Here is a 16221-nt window from a genome sequence, read left to right on the forward strand (position 1 = left end):
GCATGGGCGGGCGTGAAGGTCGTAGCACTCGTCGGCGGAGTCGGCGGCGCCAAGTTCCTGCAGGGACTCAAAGCTCTCGGAGCGGACGTCACGGCGGTGGTGAACACCGGCGACGACGTGTGGATGCACGGGCTGCGCATCACGCCCGACCTCGACACCTGCATGTACACGCTGGGCGGTGGCATCGACGTCGAACGCGGCTGGGGCCGCGAGGACGAGTCGTGGACCGTCAAGGAGGAGCTCGCGGCGTACGGCGCCGAACCGACGTGGTTCGGCCTGGGCGACCGGGACATCGCGACGCATCTCGTTCGCACCCGCATGTTGCGCGCCGGCTATCCGCTGTCGGCCGTGACGGAGGCCCTGTGCGACCGGTGGAAGCCGGGCGTGAAGCTGCTGCCGATGTCGGACGACCGGGTCGAGACGCACGTCGTCGTCGAGCTCGACGGTGAGACGAAGGCCATCCACTTCCAGGAGTGGTGGGTCAAGCACCGCGCCGGCCTGCCCGCGCAGTCGTTCGCGTTCGTCGGCGCCGAGAGCGCCACCGCCGGGCCCGGCGTGCTGGACGCGATCGGCGAGGCCGACGCGGTGGTCCTGGCGCCGTCCAACCCCGTGGTGAGCATCGGCACGATCCTCAACGTGCCCGGTGTGCGCGACGCGCTGCGCAAGACCGAGGCCGGGGTCGTGGGCCTGTCGCCGATCATCGGCGGGAAACCGTTGCGGGGCATGGCCGACGCCTGCCTGGACGCGATCGGCGTGGAGACCACGGCCGAGGCGGTCGGGCGGCTCTACGGCTCCCGCAAGTGCTCCGAGGACGGCATTCTCGACGCGTGGCTGGTGCACACCGGCGACCGCGCGGACGTGCCGGGTGTCGCGGTCCGCGCCGTTCCGCTGCTGATGTCCGATGTGGACGCCACGGCGCAGATGGCGCGGGACGCTCTGGAACTGGCCGGAGTCGACGTTGACTGATCACGCCGCGGCGGCGCTGGAGCTGCTGCCGGTCCCCGGTCTGCCGGAATTTCGCCCCGGCGACGACCTGGCCGGCGCGATCGCGAAGGCCGCGCCCTGGCTGCGCGACGGCGACGTGCTGGTCGTCACGTCCAAGGTCTTGTCCAAAGTGGAGGGACGGCTCGTCCGCGTCCCGGCCGACCCCGTGGAGCGGGACAGGATCCGGCGCGAGCACGTCGACGCGGAGTCCGTGCGAGTGCTCGCCCGCAAGATGCGCACGCTGATCACCGAGAACAAGCTCGGCATCGTGCAGGCCGCGTCCGGCGTGGACGCCTCGAACGTGGCGGGCGACGAGATCGCGCTGCTGCCCGTGGACCCGGACGGCTCCGCGGCATCGCTGCGCGCCGCGCTGAGGAAGTCGCTGGGCGTCGAGGTCGCCGTGGTGATCACGGACACGATGGGCCGCGCGTGGCGGATGGGCCAGATCGACGCCGCGATCGGCGCCTCCGGCATCCGCGTGCTGCACGACTACGCGGGTTCGGTGGACGAGCACGGCAACCAGCTCGCGGTGACGATGGTCGCGATCGCCGACGAGATCGCCGCGGCAGCAGACCTGGTGAAGGGCAAGCTCGGCGCGGTGCCGGTGGCGGTGCTGCGCGGGTTCGACGTGGTGGACGACGGTTCCACGGCCCGCGACCTGAACCGGCCGGTCGAGGAGGACCTCTTCAACCTCGGCACGGAGGAGGCGCTGGCGGCCGGCCGTGCGCAGGCCGTGCTGATGCGCCGGTCCGTGCGGTTCTACGCGGACGAGCCCGTCGATCTCGCTGTCCTGAAGCGCGCGGTCGGTGCGGCGCTGACCGCGCCCGCGCCGCACCACACGAAGCCGCTGCGGTTCGTGCTGGTGCGGGAGAAGCGCGCGGAACTGCTGAAGGCCATGCGCGAGCAGTGGGAAACCGACCTGCGCGCCGACGGGTTCACCGACGAGCAGATCGCGCGCCGGGTCCGCCGGGGCGACCTGCTGGTGGAGGCACCGGAGATCGTCGTGCCGTTCCTCGTGCGCGACGGCGCGCACTCCTACCCCGACGACCGCCGCGCGGACGCCGAGAAGACGATGTTCACGGTCGCCGGTGGCGCCGCCGTGCAGGGCCTGCTGGTGGCGCTGGCCGCCGAGGGGCTCGGCTCGTGCTGGGTGTCGTCGACGATCTTCTGCGCGGACGTCGTGCGTTCCGTGCTGGGTGTTCCCGACGACTGGGAACCGCTGGGCGCCGTCGCGGTCGGGCACCCGACCGAGCCGCTGACGCCGCGCGAACCGCTGGAAGGGCTGATCGAGCTGTGACACTGCACGCCGACGCCGTCTCGACGCTGAGCCGGTTCTCGGGACAGGACGCCCTGCGCGAGGCCTACCTGGGTTTCCTGGCGGCCCGCGAGGACGCCTGCCGACGCTCTTGCGAGCCCGGACACATCACGGCCTCCGCGTTGGTCCTGGACGCCACCGCGGAGCACGCGTTGCTGACGCTGCACCCGCGCGTGGGCCGGTGGCTGCAGCTGGGCGGCCACTGCGAGCCCGAGGACGAGTCCCTGGCCGCGGCGGCCCTGCGCGAGGCGACCGAGGAGTCCGGCATGCGCGGGCTGCGGATCGAGCCGACGCCGATCCACCTCGACGTGCACCCGATCACGTGCTCGCTCGGCAAGCCGACGCGGCACTTCGACGTGCGGTTCTTGGTGCGCGCACCCGTCGGCGCACAGCCGGTGCGCTCGGCCGAGTCCGTCGACCTGCAGTGGTGGCCGCTGGACTCGTTGCCGGACAACGTGGACGACCTGCACCCGCTGATCGAGAGCGCTCTCGCGCGCCTGCGCTAGAACGCCGGTCTCAGCGCCGGAGCGCCCGGTAGCGCTTGAGCAGGGCGGTGATCCGCGCTGGATCGGCGGCGCCGTTCAGCTCGGCGAGGAGGTCGTCGGGGCACAGTTCGCAGTGGTCGCCCCACCACCGCCGCGACTTGTTGTTCCAGATCCGGTAGCCGCCGGGCACGCCCCTCGCCACGTACTGCCGCTTCGCCAACGGAGCCCCTAGAACTTGCGGTAGTCGCGCGGCGAGAACCTCGGTGCTCGCCGCGGCCGCCGCAGGCCCGCCGCCTCCAGGTACATGACCGCGCGGTGGCGTTGCGGCTTGTAGGGCTCCAGCAGTTCCATCATGCCGTCGTCGTCGCCCGGCGTGCCGGTCAACGCCCACGTGACGTTCTTGGCGACGTGGTAGTCACCGACGCTCACGGCGTCCGGGTCGCCCCAGGCCCGTTGCGCCACCTCGGCCGACGTCCAGACACCCACTCCGGGCACCTTTTCGAGGAGTTCACGGCTGCGCATCTCGGCGGCCTTCTCCAGCCGGTGCGCGACCTGCGCGACGTTGATCAGCGTCCGCCGGCGGGCACCGTCGAGCCCGCACTGGTGCCACTCCCAGTCCTGCAGGCCCAGCAACCGTTGCGGCGTCGGCGGAACCTTCAGCGGCTTCGGTCCTGGAGCGCTCTCACCGAACCTGCGGCCCAGTTCACGCCACGTCCGGAAGGCCTCCACGCCGGTGACCTTCTGCTCCAGGACCGAGGCGAACAGCAGGTCCCAGACGCGTCCGGTGGCGCCGAGCCGCAGCCCGGGGCGTTGCCTGCGCGACTCGGCGATGACCGGGTGGTGCGCGATGAACTCGTCCACCGTGTCGTCCGCGCCGAGCAGAGCGGGCAGGCCGTCGAGCAGCCACGGCCCGCCCTCGCCCCACGCTTCTGCCAGCACCTCACCGCCTGTTCTGGTGATGTGCAGCGTGCTGGGCCCGCACGGCGTGTTCGCCGCGAGCCAGACGCCGCCCTCCGCGCTGAAGGACGGATCGCCGGGCCCGCGGCGCAACCTGCCGAGCACCGCACCCAGATCGAGTGGGAACGGTGGAGTCCAGGCTCTGCTAGGCATCCGTCGAGAAGCGCACGCCGGCCTCGGGCAACACGACGCCCGGCCACACCCGCGCTCCCCCGATCAGCTCACACCGCGCACCGATCACCGCGGAGTCACCGACCACGGCGTCCTTGAGGACCGCACCGGCCTGCACGAGCGCACCGGCACCCACGATCGAACGCTCGACCAAGGCACCCTCGCCGACAACAGCTCCGTCGAACAGGATCGCGCCATCGAGCACAGCACCGTCCGCAACCGTGCAGTTCGCACCGACCGTGCTGCCGCCCTTGAGCGTTGCACCCTCGTGCACCGCGGAGCCGTCGAGCACCAGGTAGTCGCCAGGCTGTGCAACTGCCGCCGACGGCGCGACGCCGCGCACGAGGTCCGCGGACCCCTGCACGAACGCCTCGGGCTTGCCGAGGTCCAGCCAGTACGTGGCGTCCACGTGCCCCTGCAGCCTCTTCCCGGCCTCCAGCAGCCCGGGGAACGTCTCGCGCTCCACCGACACCGGCCGACCGGCGGGAATAGCGTCGATCACCTCACGCCGGAACACGTAGCAACCAGCGTTGATCTGGTCCGTCGGCGGGTTCTCGGTCTTCTCCAGGAACGCCTGGACGCGCCCCTCCTCGTCCGTCGGCACGCACCCGAACGCCCTGGGATCCTGCACCTTCACCAGGTGCAGCGTGACATCCGCCTCGTGCTCGCGGTGGGTGTCCACGATCCCCGTCAGGTCGACGCCCGACAGGATGTCGCCGTTGAACACCATCACGTCGGGTTCACGCAGCTTGTCCGCCACGTTGCGGATCGCCCCCGCCGTGTCCAGCGGCACCTCTTCCACCACGTACTCGAGCTCCAGCCCGAGCCTCGATCCGTCCCCGAAGTACTCCTCGAACACCTCGGCCTTGTAACTCGTACCCAGCACCACGTGCGTGATGCCGGCCTCCTTGATCCGCGACAGGAGGTGCGTCAAAAATGGCACCCCCGCGGTAGGGAGCATGGGCTTGGGAGCGGACAGGGTCAGCGGGCGAAGACGAGTGCCCTTGCCCCCGACCAGCACCACAGCTTCGACGCCGTGCACCTTTTTCCTCCTCCGCGTTACAGCAAGCCGTTCGACGGAATACTCTGACACGAAGCAGATCGTCATACGGGATCTGGTCCCGGCAAGGAGCTAAATCCGACATGGACCCCCGCGACCGGGCCGACGCCATGCTCGCCCGCGCCCGTGCACGTGGGCGGAACATCGTGACGCCGGACAACATGACGTCCCCGATGGACGCGTCCGACACGCAGCAGATCCCTCGCGCGCTGGTCAACGCCGTGGACCCGCGCCGGGACCCGGACTCGACCATGATCCTCGCGCCCGCCCAGATGGGCCACCAGCAGCCGCAGCGGCCCCAGCACCACGCACCGCACCAGCCCATGCCGACGCAGCCGATGCCGCAGCAACAGGCCCCGGCAGATGACGCGGAGATCACGCAGGTGGTCCAGCCGGGCCTGATCCCGACGGTCTCGCACCACCAGCAGTCCCGCAACTCGCTGTCGCAACGGCTGAGCGGCGACATGTAGCGGACACAGCACAGAAGACCGGGGCCGGAGCCCCGGAGATCAGCCCGACTTGCGAGTGAGAATCTTCACCCGCGCCGCAAGCCCTGCCTTCAACGCCAGCCGGAACGGCGCCCACAGCACTCCGGCATGCCGATCGGCCATGTACCGGTAGGCACTCCGGTGGTGCTCCCTCAACATCCGGTCCGAGGACCGAGCGGTCGAGTGCCCCCCGATGTGCGTGACCTCGGCATCGGGCACGTAGACGTTCAACCACCCGGCCGCGCCGACGCGCTCGCCGAGGTCGACGTCCTCGAAGTACATGAAGTACCGCTCGTCGAACCCGCCGACGGCGTCGAAAGCCTCACGCCGCATCAGGAAACAGGACCCGGACAACCACCCGGCGGAACGCTCCACCGGAGCCTTCTCCTGCCGGTAGGCCCGAGTCCAGGGGTTCGACTTCCAGACGGCGCCGAAGAGCGCGTGCCCGGCCCCGCGTCCCAGCGAGGGCAGCAACCGGGCGGACGGGTAGACCTCGCCGGAGGGTTCCCGGATCAACGGCCCGAACATCCCGCCCCGAGGCCACCGCTGCGCCGCGTCGATCAACGCGTCCACGCTGCCGGGTGAGAACTCGATGTCGGGGTTGGAGATCAGCACCCATCCGACCTCGGGGCCCAGCGCCGCGACGCCGCGGTTGGCGCCGCCGCCGTACCCGAGGTTGCCGCCGGTGGGCAGGAAGGTGACGTGGTCGTGAGAAGCGGCCACCGCCTCCGGCACGCCGTCGGTGGACCCGTTGTCGGCGAGGATCACCTGCGCCGGACGGGTGGTGGCCTTCGCAAGGGTGTCCACAAAGGGAGCCAGCGTCTCGCCCGGCGAGTACGTGACCGTCACGACACCAAGTCCGTCGCCGTAGTTCACGCGCGTCACCCTAGCGTCGCCTCGACTCAGCGCCGGCGACGCACCAGCATCGCGCGCTCGTAGGCCAGGCGGTGGCGGTCGGCGCTGACGGCCCAGGAGAAGTCCTTGGCCCGCTGCTGTCCCGATGCCGCCAGCGAAGCACGGCGAGCCGGGTCGTCCAGGAGCTCGGCGATCGCGGCCGCGATGTCGCCCGCGCCGACGCCGCAGTACGCGACGGCCTCGCCGCCCACCTCGGGCAGCGACAGGCGTCTGGTGGTGAGCACGCAGGCACCGCAGGCCATGGCCTCCAGCACCGGCAGCCCGAAGCCCTCGCCCAGGGACGGGTACGCCACCAGCTGCGCACCGCCCAGGAAGCCCGCCAGCTGCTCGAACGGCAGGTAGCCGGCGCGGATCACGCGGATGCGGTGCGGGACGGAGTCGAGCGCGCGCTCGACCTGGCCGTCCCAGCCGGGCTGACCCGCCAGCACCAGCGCGGGCGGATCGGCGCGGCCCACCATCGCCTGCGCGAAGCCGCGGATCAGCGCCGGGACGTTCTTGCGCGGTTCCAGTGCGCCCAGGAACGCGACGTACGGCGAGTCACCGAGCGACAGGGTGCGGCGCACCGCGAGAACCTCGTCCGGTGACGGCGGGTGGAAGCGTTCGGTGTCCACGCCGTGCTGCGCGATGTGCAGGACCCGGCGGTCGGCTCCGGCCACGCGCACGAGTTCGTCGGCGGTCGCCTGCGACGGGACCACGCACAGGTCCGCGCGCCGCAACGACGCTCGGGTCCAGCCGCGGAAGAAGCGGGCCTTCACCGACGAGTGCAGCACCGGGTCGGTGAAGAAGGTGGCGTCGTGCAGCGTCACGACCGACGCGGCCTTGCCGGCCAGCGGAAGCGTGTAGTGCGGCGAGTGCACCACGTCCACGCCGAGGGTGCGGATCAGGCGCGGCAGCGTCGTCTGCTCCCAGGCCAGCCGGGCCGTCCTGGTGGCGACGGCGTCCGCGGCGCGGATCACGCGGGCGTTCGGCGCGATCTTGGTGAACAGGTCTTCGTCGCGCGGCTGGCAGACGACGGAGAGCTTGGTCCCGTCCGCGTCCAGCGCCGCGACGAGCGAATCCACGTAACGGCCGACGCCACCTCGATCTGCTGGGATCGCGGTGGCGTCGATCAGCACGCTGGGTTCGACGGTCGGCACGATCAGCTAGCGTAATGTCATTCGCTAATGCGTTTAACGGGAATGCACTAATCCGATCGTCAAGCGTGTGCCTTCCACACTCCCTGTGCCGTCTTTGCCCAGGTGAACTCACTCGCGCGAGTGATCCCGGCCTCGACCGTGTGACGAGGATCCGCCAGAACGGCCCGCAGACCTTCCGTCAACGACGCCAGGTCGCCACGCCGCACGACGGTTCCGGCGCCGCCCGCGACCTCCACCAGAGCCGGGTCGTCGGAGTGCACGACGGGCACACCGGCGGCCATCGCCTCCAGCACCGGCAGCCCGAAACCCTCCGCCAGGCTGGGCGCGGCGAGCACGGTGGCACCGGCCAGCACCGAGGCGAGGCGCGCATCAGACACCCTGCCGAGCAACGTCACGTGCGGCGCGCGCAGGTCGACGTCGCCCCATCCCTGCGGACCGACCACGACCAGCGGCACCCGAAGCCGCTCGGTCGCCCGCACCAGCAACCCGAAGCCCTTGCGCGGCTCCACGGTGCCGACGGCGAGCACGTACGACGAGGGCAGGTCATCGGCCGGTGAACCGACCAGCCGCGTGACGCCGTTGGGCACGACGTGCACCGGTACGTCCACACGCACGCACTCCGCCAGTTGGGACGCAACGGCCTGTGTCGGCACCACCAGAGCGCGCGCCTCACGAGCAGCACGTGCGATCACCTTGCGGTGCCAGGCGACCCCACGCGGAGTCAGCGTCTCCGGGTGCGTCCACGGCACCACGTCGTGCACGGTGACGACCGCGCCCGGCAGCGGCGCGAGCGGCGTCGGGGCGTGCACGTGCGGGCCGAGCTTCGGCGGCAGGCCGCGTTCCCACAACGCCACCAGCGCCCGGCGCGGCACCCTGATCACGCGGTCGGCGCGGGCCGTCGCCGCGGTCGTCACGGTCCAGCCGGGAGGGGCGTTCTCCCCCAACGCCTCGAGCAACTCCGCCGTGTAGCGGCCGGTCCCGCCGGGGACCGGGGCGTTCAGTTGCTCGGTCAGCACTACTAGCTCGGGCACGTCGCGTACCGTCTCACGCCGTGTCGGCAGTCAGCACCGTGGTGGTCGTGACGTGGCGCGGCCGTGACCACATCACGGCGTGCCTGGACGCCCTCAAGACCCAGAAGAGTCCACATAGGACGATCATCGTCGACAACGCGTCCGACGACGGCACAGCCGAGCTGATCAGCGGGCACGAGGTCGTGAGGCTGCCCCGCAACCGCGGCTACGCGGGCGGCCTCGCCGCCGTTCTCGACATGGTCGAGACCCCGTACGTCGCGTGGCTCAACGACGACGCCGCACCGGACCCGTCGTGGCTCTCCGAACTGGAGCGCGCTCTCGACGGTGAGCCCGGCGCGGCCGCCGCCACCTCGTCGATCCTGCTCATGGACGGCTCGACGCAGTCCGTCGGCGTGGCGCTGACGGCGGACGGCCACGGCAAGGACGTCGTGCTCGCCGGCCGCGAGGTGTTCGGGTTCTGCGGTGGCGCGGCACTGCTCAGGACCGCGGAGCTCAAGGCCGTGGGCGGCGTCCCGGCGAGCTTCTTCTGCTACTACGAGGACACCGACACGGCCTGGCGGCTGCGGCTGGCCGGCCACCGGGTGATCTCGGTCGGGCCGGCGCGCGTCCGGCACCGGCACGGCGCGAGCACGCGTCCCGGTTCGGCGCTCTTCCACCGCTGGAACGAACGCAACCGGCTGCTGATGCTGCTGCGGTGCGCGCCCGCGTCGGCGGCCTTCGCCCAGCTCGCGCGGTTCCTGGTGATCACGGCGCTGCTGCCGTTCCGCCGGAACGTCCCGGAAGCCGCCAACTTCCGGCTCGGACTGCGCACCCGCGTGCTGGCGGAGGTGCTGCTCAGACTCCCCGCCACGCTCGTCCAGCGGCTCATGATCAGGACGACGGTCTCCCGCAGGAGCGTCTGGCAGGACTGGGCCGGCCGGTGAGGGCGGCCTGGCTGCTGATCGCCGGCGGGCTGACCGCGCTGGCGCTCGGCGTCGGTGTGAGCATCACGCTGACCTACGGGCTGGTGTTCATCGGCCTGCTCGGCGGCCTCGCCTACGCCCTGGGTGTCAGCGGGCTCTCCCAGCGCAAGTGGATCGCGCTGCCCGCGTTCGTCCTCGGGCTCGTGGCGCCGTTCGTGCTGACCTTCGGCGTGCACAGCGTGCTGATGCAGCGGATCGGGCACGTCGAGCGGTGCGCGGTCACCGCGACCGACGAGCACCCGTTCGCCAAGTACCCGAGCGTCGACTACGTGCTCGCCTGCCCCAGCGGCGAGATCGAGCTGGACCGGAACTGGAACGACCGCCTCAAGACGACCGAGGCCGACGTCCTGACCGGGCCGCCGCTGCCGCCGATGTTCGCGGACGACACCCGATGGAACCTCCTCCTGGTCACAAGCGTCCCCGGAGCGATGACTCTTCTCGTTCCGGTCGCGCGGCTGCTCAGGAAGCAGCCGTGAGGCGGCCAGTACCACTCATCGTGATCGGGCTCGTCGCCGTCGCCGCCGCGGTCCTGCTGGGTGCCGTCGTGCCCGAGCAGTACGAGCTCGCGGTGCTGGTGCCGTGCTGCCTGCTGTCGCTGGCGTTCGCGTGGGGCGTCGGCAAGCTCGGGCCGGCGTGGCTCGTGCTGCCCGCGTTCATGGTCGTGATCCCCGGCACAGCGGTGCTCGTGGGCGACGGTCATCGCGCGTTGATGGACGTCCTCGCCACGCCCCAGACGTGCGTGATCACCAGCGTCGAGGACGTGCCGGGGCCGGACAACCCGGTCTTCGCGCACCAGGTCACCTGCCCGGACGGCGCCGCGCTGCGGATCGTCGTCCGGGGTGAGCAGGACAAGAGGATGCAGCCCGGTCCGGCCACCGTCCTGCGGCACCCGCTGATGCGGCCGCTGCTCGCCGAGCGCAACGACTGGTCCGGGGAGTGGGTCTTCGGCGTGCCTCTTGCTGTCGTCTTGCTCCTGATCTGTGCAACCACACTGCGGGCGCGCAGAGTGATGAGGCAGGCTTAGCGCGTGGATCGTGCCTCGCTGCCCGTCGTGTCCGTCGTCGTCGTCAACTACCGCGGTGCGGACGACACCATCACCTGCGTGCGCGGACTGGCCGACGTCGACTACCCGGCAGAGCTGCTCCAGGTGATCGTCGTCGACAACGAGGCGCACGACACCGCGCGGCTGCAGGCCGCACTGCCCGGCGTCAAGATCGTCACCTCGCCGGAGAACCTCGGCTTCGCGGGCGGCTGCAACCTCGGCGTCGAGCACGCCACGGGCGGGGTGCTCGCGTTCCTCAACAACGACGCGCGCGCGGACCGGAACTGGATCAAGGCCGCGATCCGGGTGTTCCACTCCGAACCGGCGGTCGCGTCGGTCGCGAGCAAGGTCCTCGACTGGGACGGCGAGAAGATCGACTTCGTCGACGGCGGGCTGACGTGGTTCGGCATGGGTTACAAGCGGCACGCCGGGCAGGACGACGACGGCAGCCACGACGGCCCGAAGGACGTGCTGTTCGGCACCGGCTCGGCGATGTTCGTGCGGGCCGAGGTCTACCGCGAGCTCGGCGGGTTCGACGACCGGTTCTTCATGTTCTACGAGGACGTCGACCTCGGCTGGCGGCTCAACCTGCGCGGCTGGCGGGTCCGCTACGAACCGGCGTCGCTCACGTTCCACCGCCACCACGCGTCGATGAGCTCGATCCACGAGAGCCGCGAGCTGTACCTGCTCGAGCGCAACGCGCTCATGTCGCTGTACAAGAACTTCTCGGACGAGACGCTGGCCAAGGTGCTGCCGGCCGCGCTCGCGCTGTGCGTCCGCCGGGCGACGGCACGCGGTGAGATCGATCCCACGCAGCTGGAGATCACCCGCCGCCCGGCCGACCCCGCTTCCGACCGCGAGCCCGTCGGCGTGTCCCGCCAGGCGCTCGCCGGGTTCCTCGCGATCGACCAGTTCGTCGAGCTCATGCCGTCGCTGGCCGAGTCGCGCAAGGTCGAGCAGGCCGCCCGCCGGATGTCGGACACCGACCTGGTTCCGTTGATGCGCAAGGCGTTGGAGCCCGCCTATCCCCTGCCGCGCTACCTCGCCGCGCACGACATTCTCGTGGACGTCCTCGGCCTCGACGACGTCTTCGGCAAGCCGCGCAAGATCCTGGTGATCACCGGCGACGCGATCTCGGACCGGATGGCGGGCCCCGCGATCCGGGCCTGGCACATGGCCGACGTGCTGTCCGGCGAGCACCAGGTGCGGCTGGTCACGACGAACCCGCTGTGCGCGCCGCCCGACGCCCCGTTCGCCATCGAGCGAGCCCGGCCGAAGGAACTGCCGCCGCACGTCGCCTGGGCGGACGTGGTGGTGCTGCAGGGCCACGGGCTGGAGATGGTCGGCGAGCTGAAGAAGGAGTCGTCGACCAAGATCGTGGTCTGCGACATGTACGACCCGATGCACCTGGAAATGCTGGAACAGGGCAAGGACAAGCCGGACGACAAGCGCGCCCTCGACCTGGCGGCCGTCACGAAGGTGCTCAACACGCAGCTCGAACGCGGCGACTTCTTCCTGTGCGCGTCGGAGCGGCAGCGGCACTTCTGGCTGGGCCATCTGGCGGCGCTGGGCCGGCTCACGCCGACGTTGTACGACAACGACCCGACGACGCAGTCGCTGCTCGGGATCGTCCCCTTCGGACTGTCGGGCAAGCCGCCGCAGCGCACCGGCCCCGCGATCAAGGGCGTGGTGCCCGGTGTCACGGACGCGGACAAGGTCGTGATCTGGGCCGGTGGCGTCTACAGCTGGTTCGACCCGCTGTCGCTGATCGAGGCGATGGACCACCTGCGCAGGCGGCAGCCGTCCGCGAAGCTGTACTTCCTGGGCATGAAGCACCCGAACCCCGAGGTCCCGGACATGGACATCGCCGGCCAGACGCGGGCGTTGTCCGCGCAGCTGGGGCTGACCGGCGAGACCGTGTTCTTCAACGACGGGTGGGTGCCCTACACCGAGCGGCAGAACTGGCTGCTCGACGCGAACTGCGGTGTCACCACGCACTACGAACACGTGGAGACCACGTTCGCGTTCCGCACGCGGGTGCTCGACTACCTGTGGGCGGGACTGCCCATCGTCACCACGTCCGGCGACTCGTTCGCGGACCTGGTGCTGCGGGAGGGTTTGGGCGTCGTCGTGCCACCGGAGGACCCGGAGGCACTGGCCGACGCGCTGGAGAAGGTGCTCTACGACGAGGAGTTCGCGGCCGCGTGCCGTGAGCGCATCGCCGTCGTACGCGAACGGTTCACCTGGGAGACGGCTCTCGCGCCGCTGGCCGAGTTCTGCCGCAACCCCAGGCCCGCCGCGGACCGTCTGCCCGGCTCGGCCCCCATGGTGCGCACACCGGGGCTGAGCAAGGCGGACAAGGTGAAGCGGGACCTGCAACTGGTGCGCGAGTACCTGGACGCGGGTGGCCCGACCGAGTTGGCCAAGCGGGCGACGGGGCGCCTGCGCAAGATCGCGCGTGGTGGCAGGTAAATGGCGAGATCCCCGAAACCCCTCAAGGTGCTGCTCGACGGCACCCCCCTGCTCGGAAACCGCACCGGAATCGGCCGCTACACAGCGGCGTTGGCCGAAGAACTGGCGTCGATGGCGGACGACGTCGACGTGCGGGCGGTGGCGTTCACGCTGCGCGGCTGGCGCGCGTTGCGGACGGTGCTGCCGCACGACGTGACGGCGCGCGGCCTGCCCGTCGCGGCACGGGCGTTGCGCCAGATGTGGCTGCGCGCCCCGTTCCCGCCGGTCGAGATGCTGGCCGGGTTCACCGACGTCATGCACGCCACGAACTTCGTGCTGCCGCCGACCGTGCGGGCCGGTCGCGTCGTCACGATCCACGACCTGGCGTTCCTGGACTCGCCCGGCGACCTGCCGGCGTCCGATCGCCGGCTGCCGGAACTCGTCCGGCTGTCGGCCGGTCGGGCCGACGTGATCTGCACGCCGACCGCGGCCGTCGCCTCCGTGGTGGCGGACCGGTTCTCCGTGCCGCTGGAGAAGATCATGGTGACGCCGCTGGGCGTCGACCCCGCGTGGTTCGCCTCCCGTCCGCCGTCGCCCGCGTTGCGCGGCCGGCTGGGGCTGTCCTCGGAGTACCTGCTGTTCGTGGGTGCGGACGGGCCGCGCAAGGGCCTGGAGTACCTGGTCAAGGCGCACGCGGCCGACCCGTCGCTGCCGCCGCTGGTGATCGTCGGGCCCGGCCGGTCCGGTGTGGACGGTCGGGTGCTGCGGACCGGGTACCTGCCGGACGTGCACCTGCGGTCGGTCGTGGCGGGCGCCACGGCGCTGGTGCTGCCGTCGCGGGACGAGGGATTCGGGCTGCCGGTGCTGGAAGCCCTGGCGTGCAACGTGCCCGTGGTGTGCTCGGACGTGCCCGCGTTGCGCGAGGTCGCCGGTGGGCACGCCTTGCACGTGCCCGTGGGGGACGTCGAGGCGCTGGCGGACGCGCTCGCCCGTGCCGTCGCGGCTCCGGCGACTCCCGAGGCACAGGCCGAGCGACGCGCGTACGCCTCCGGGTTCACCTGGCGGCGGTGCGCGGAGAAGACGGTCGAGGCGTACCGGCGCAGCCGCGCCTGACGTGCACGCTGAAGGGCGTCAGGAAACCCTGACGCCCCAACGACTTCACCGAGAGTGCGGCCTCGGTGAACGCTTGTCGAGCTGACTCATCGACACCTGCCGCGAGCCCGTGACAACAGCAACGCACTTCAGGAAGCGCTGCCGATCGGAATCCTCTGTCGCGGGACGCTGAGGTTTGCGCCCGGAATCGAACATGCCGAAAAGGGTCCCGCACTCGGAACTACGGGACCAGACCGGTCACTCCAATGGCGCAGCACCGGTACGGGGAGCTACCACCCCTGCCCGGAATGCCTCCGAAAGGGCGCTGCGCCAGTGCGGCAAAGGGCGTAGTCCCGCCGCTGCCCACGCCGCACCCGACAGCACCGAGTAGGCGGGTCGCGGAGCCGGGCGCGGGAAGTCCGCCGTGGTGCACGGTTGCACCCGTGCCGGGTCGGCGCCCAGCTCCTCGAAAATCGCCCGCGCGAACCGGAACCACGTGGTCTGGCCGCCACCGGTCGCGTGCAGCAGACGCGTCGCGGGCAGCACCGAGACCAGCTCGAGAAGCCCGGCGGCGAGGTCGTGCGACCACGTCGGCGCACCGGCCTGGTCGTCCACAACGGACAGAGTCGGCCGCGAGGATTCCAGCGCCGCCATGGTCTTCACGAAATTCGATCCGTGCACGCCGTACAGCCACGAGGTGCGCACGACGTAACCGCCCGCATCCAGGACGCGGTGTTCGCCTTCGAGCTTCGTGCGGCCGTAAGCGGACTTCGGGCCGACGGGGTCGGTCGTCTCGTACGGCCGCACGCCGTCGCCGGAGAACACGTAGTCCGTCGAGACCTGGATCATCGGGATGCCAAGGGAAGCGCACGCCTGCGCCAGCAGGCCGGGGCCGACGGCGTTGACCGCGAACGCGCGTTCCTCGTCGGTCTCGGCGGCGTCGACCGCGGTGTACGCGGCACAGTTGATCACCGCGGAGGCGCCGGCCAGGTCGGCGGCCGTCACCGCGGTCACGTCCAGCTCGGCGGAGGACACCGCGCGGACGTCGGCGGACAGTGCGGCGAGGTCGTGGCCGAGCTGGCCACGACCACCGGGAACGAGGATCACCGGGTCAGCCCTTCACCAGCGCGGCGCGCTCCTTGAGCGGCTCCCACCAGGCGCGGTTCTCGCGGTACCACTCGACCGTGTCGGCGAGACCGACGGTGAAGTCGACCTGCGGCGCGTAGCCCAGCTCGGAGGCGATCTTGGAGATGTCGACCGAGTAGCGGCGGTCGTGACCCTTGCGGTCCTGCACGGGCTCGACGGCCGACCAGTCGCGGCCGGTCGCCTCCAGCAGCTTCTCGGTCAGCTCGCGGTTGGTGAGCTCGGTGCCGCCGCCGATGTTGTAGATCTCACCCGGCCGGCCGCCCTCGGCGACGAGCTGGATGCCGCGGCAGTGGTCGGCCACGTGCAGCCAGTCACGCACGTTCAGGCCGTCGCCGTAGAGAGGCACGTTCCTGCCGTCGATCAAATTGGTGACGAAGAGCGGGATCACCTTTTCGGGGAACTGGTACGGCCCGTAATTGTTCGAACACCGTGTGATGCTCACGGGCAGTCCGTGAGTGCGGTGGAACGCGCGAGCGAGCAGATCGGAAGAGGCCTTGGAGGCCGAGTACGGGGAGTTCGGCTCGAGGATGTGCGTCTCGGTCCAGGAGCCCTCCTCGATCGAGCCGTAGACCTCGTCCGTCGAGACGTGCACGAACTTGCCCACGCCCGCGTTCAGAGCCCCCTGCAGCAGGGTCTGCGTCCCGAGGACGTTCGTGAGCACGAAGTCCGCCGATCCCGTGATGGACCGGTCCACGTGCGATTCAGCCGCGAAGTGCACGACCAGGTCGATGCCGCGCATCTGCTCGGCGACCACGGTGGCGTCGCAGATGTCGCCCTGGACGAACTCGAACTTGCCCGCGACCGGCGCGAGGTTGGTCTCGCTGCCCGCGTAGGTGAGCTTGTCGAGCACCACAACTTCGGCACCGGCGAACGCCGGGTAGGACCCGCTCACCAACTCCCGCACGTAGTGCGAGCCGATGAAACCGGCCCCACCTGTCACCAGTACGCGCATGCCATTTCCTCCCGTGGTGTACCCCGACAGCAGT

Annotated in this window: 17 protein-coding genes; 9 read left to right on the forward strand and 8 right to left on the reverse strand. The window is 70.9% G+C overall.

What is annotated here, in order from left to right:
* The first annotated feature begins 12 nt into the window (after positions 1-12).
* From cofD to SK571_RS20855, 3 genes are read left to right on the forward strand one after another with little or no spacing between them, the layout of a single operon-like run.
* Positions 13-966 (forward strand): 2-phospho-L-lactate transferase, encoded by a 954-nt coding sequence (gene cofD, locus SK571_RS20845; protein ID WP_319985765.1) that lies wholly within the window; start codon positions 13-15, stop codon positions 964-966.
* Complete coding sequence (locus SK571_RS20850) at positions 959-2281, forward strand: coenzyme F420-0:L-glutamate ligase (protein ID WP_319985766.1); 1323 nt, start codon at positions 959-961, stop codon at positions 2279-2281. Before cofD ends, SK571_RS20850 begins: the two co-directional genes overlap by 8 nt.
* Positions 2278-2805, forward strand: a complete 528-nt coding sequence (locus SK571_RS20855) for an NUDIX hydrolase (RefSeq protein ID WP_319985767.1) — start codon at positions 2278-2280, stop codon at positions 2803-2805. The genes SK571_RS20850 and SK571_RS20855 overlap by 4 nt, the downstream gene beginning before the upstream one ends.
* A gap of 10 nt (positions 2806-2815) precedes the next feature.
* On the opposite strand, the gene SK571_RS20860 is transcribed toward SK571_RS20855, so the two are convergent.
* Genes SK571_RS20860 through SK571_RS20870 form a run of 3 tightly spaced genes read right to left on the reverse strand, consistent with a single transcriptional unit; the run spans position 2816 to position 4954 of the window.
* A complete protein-coding gene (locus SK571_RS20860) occupies positions 2816-3004 on the reverse strand; it encodes a hypothetical protein (RefSeq protein ID WP_319985768.1) in 189 nt (62 codons plus the stop codon).
* An 8-nt stretch (positions 3005-3012) separates the two neighbouring features.
* Entirely contained in the window at positions 3013-3894 is an 882-nt protein-coding gene (locus SK571_RS20865; RefSeq protein WP_319985769.1) for a DNA-3-methyladenine glycosylase family protein, read from the reverse strand.
* Entirely contained in the window at positions 3887-4954 is a 1068-nt protein-coding gene (locus SK571_RS20870; RefSeq protein ID WP_319985770.1) for a mannose-1-phosphate guanylyltransferase, read from the reverse strand. Before SK571_RS20870 ends, SK571_RS20865 begins: the two co-directional genes overlap by 8 nt.
* 101 nt (positions 4955-5055) lie before the next feature.
* Here SK571_RS20870 and SK571_RS20875 point away from each other — a divergent pair, with 101 nt between their 5' ends.
* Positions 5056-5442, forward strand: coding sequence for a hypothetical protein (locus tag SK571_RS20875; protein ID WP_319985771.1), 387 nt, complete (start codon positions 5056-5058; stop codon positions 5440-5442).
* A gap of 39 nt (positions 5443-5481) precedes the next feature.
* Here the strand turns inward: SK571_RS20875 and SK571_RS20880 are convergent, their stop codons facing one another.
* The 3 genes from SK571_RS20880 to SK571_RS20890 all read right to left on the reverse strand — a co-directional run bounded on the left by SK571_RS20880 (position 5482) and on the right by SK571_RS20890 (position 8542).
* The gene (locus SK571_RS20880; RefSeq protein WP_319985772.1) at positions 5482-6336 is read right to left on the reverse strand and encodes a glycosyltransferase family 2 protein; all 855 of its coding nucleotides are present in this window, start codon (positions 6334-6336) and stop codon (positions 5482-5484) included.
* A gap of 26 nt (positions 6337-6362) precedes the next feature.
* On the reverse strand, positions 6363-7490 hold the full coding sequence (locus tag SK571_RS20885; RefSeq protein WP_319986028.1) for a glycosyltransferase family 4 protein: 1128 nt from the start codon (positions 7488-7490) through the stop codon (positions 6363-6365).
* Between the two features lie 80 nt (positions 7491-7570).
* Positions 7571-8542 carry a glycosyltransferase family 4 protein gene (locus SK571_RS20890; protein ID WP_319985773.1) on the reverse strand — a complete coding sequence of 324 codons (972 nt, stop codon included), beginning with the start codon at positions 8540-8542 and terminating at the stop codon, positions 7571-7573.
* A 20-nt stretch (positions 8543-8562) separates the two neighbouring features.
* Here SK571_RS20890 and SK571_RS20895 point away from each other — a divergent pair, with 20 nt between their 5' ends.
* The 5 genes from SK571_RS20895 to SK571_RS20915 are packed head-to-tail and all read left to right on the forward strand — an operon-like array spanning position 8563 to position 14110.
* Positions 8563-9465 (forward strand): glycosyltransferase family 2 protein, encoded by a 903-nt coding sequence (locus SK571_RS20895; RefSeq protein WP_319985774.1) that lies wholly within the window; start codon positions 8563-8565, stop codon positions 9463-9465.
* Positions 9462-9980: a hypothetical protein gene (locus tag SK571_RS20900; protein ID WP_319985775.1), complete on the forward strand. Its 519-nt coding sequence runs from the start codon at positions 9462-9464 to the stop codon at positions 9978-9980. The genes SK571_RS20895 and SK571_RS20900 overlap by 4 nt, the downstream gene beginning before the upstream one ends.
* A complete protein-coding gene (locus SK571_RS20905; RefSeq protein WP_319985776.1) occupies positions 9977-10528 on the forward strand; it encodes a hypothetical protein in 552 nt (183 codons plus the stop codon). Before SK571_RS20900 ends, SK571_RS20905 begins: the two co-directional genes overlap by 4 nt.
* A gap of 3 nt (positions 10529-10531) precedes the next feature.
* A complete protein-coding gene (locus tag SK571_RS20910) occupies positions 10532-13018 on the forward strand; it encodes a glycosyltransferase (RefSeq protein WP_319985777.1) in 2487 nt (828 codons plus the stop codon).
* Positions 13019-14110, forward strand: coding sequence for a glycosyltransferase family 4 protein (locus SK571_RS20915; RefSeq protein ID WP_319985778.1), 1092 nt, complete (start codon positions 13019-13021; stop codon positions 14108-14110).
* A 237-nt stretch (positions 14111-14347) separates the two neighbouring features.
* On the opposite strand, the gene rfbD is transcribed toward SK571_RS20915, so the two are convergent.
* Positions 14348-15196, reverse strand: a complete 849-nt coding sequence (gene rfbD, locus SK571_RS20920; protein WP_319985779.1) for a dTDP-4-dehydrorhamnose reductase — start codon at positions 15194-15196, stop codon at positions 14348-14350.
* 4 nt (positions 15197-15200) lie between these two features.
* Positions 15201-16187, reverse strand: coding sequence for a dTDP-glucose 4,6-dehydratase (gene rfbB / locus SK571_RS20925; protein ID WP_319985780.1), 987 nt, complete (start codon positions 16185-16187; stop codon positions 15201-15203).
* Positions 16188-16221 lie beyond the last annotated feature (34 nt).

This window comes from Lentzea kristufekii, assembly GCF_033949925.1.
Classification (GTDB): Bacteria; Actinomycetota; Actinomycetes; order Mycobacteriales; family Pseudonocardiaceae; genus Lentzea; species Lentzea kristufekii.

Excerpts from the sequence above, each read along its gene's own strand:
- SK571_RS20875 (WP_319985771.1), top strand. The coding sequence starts at position 5,056 with ATGGACCCCCGCGACCGGGCCGACGCCATGCTCGCCCGCGCCCGTGCA.
- SK571_RS20865 (WP_319985769.1), bottom strand. The coding sequence starts at position 3,894 with ATGCCTAGCAGAGCCTGGACTCCACCGTTCCCACTCGATCTGGGTGCG.
- rfbB (WP_319985780.1), bottom strand. The coding sequence starts at position 16,187 with ATGCGCGTACTGGTGACAGGTGGGGCCGGTTTCATCGGCTCGCACTAC.
- SK571_RS20915 (WP_319985778.1), top strand. The coding sequence starts at position 13,019 with ATGGCGAGATCCCCGAAACCCCTCAAGGTGCTGCTCGACGGCACCCCC.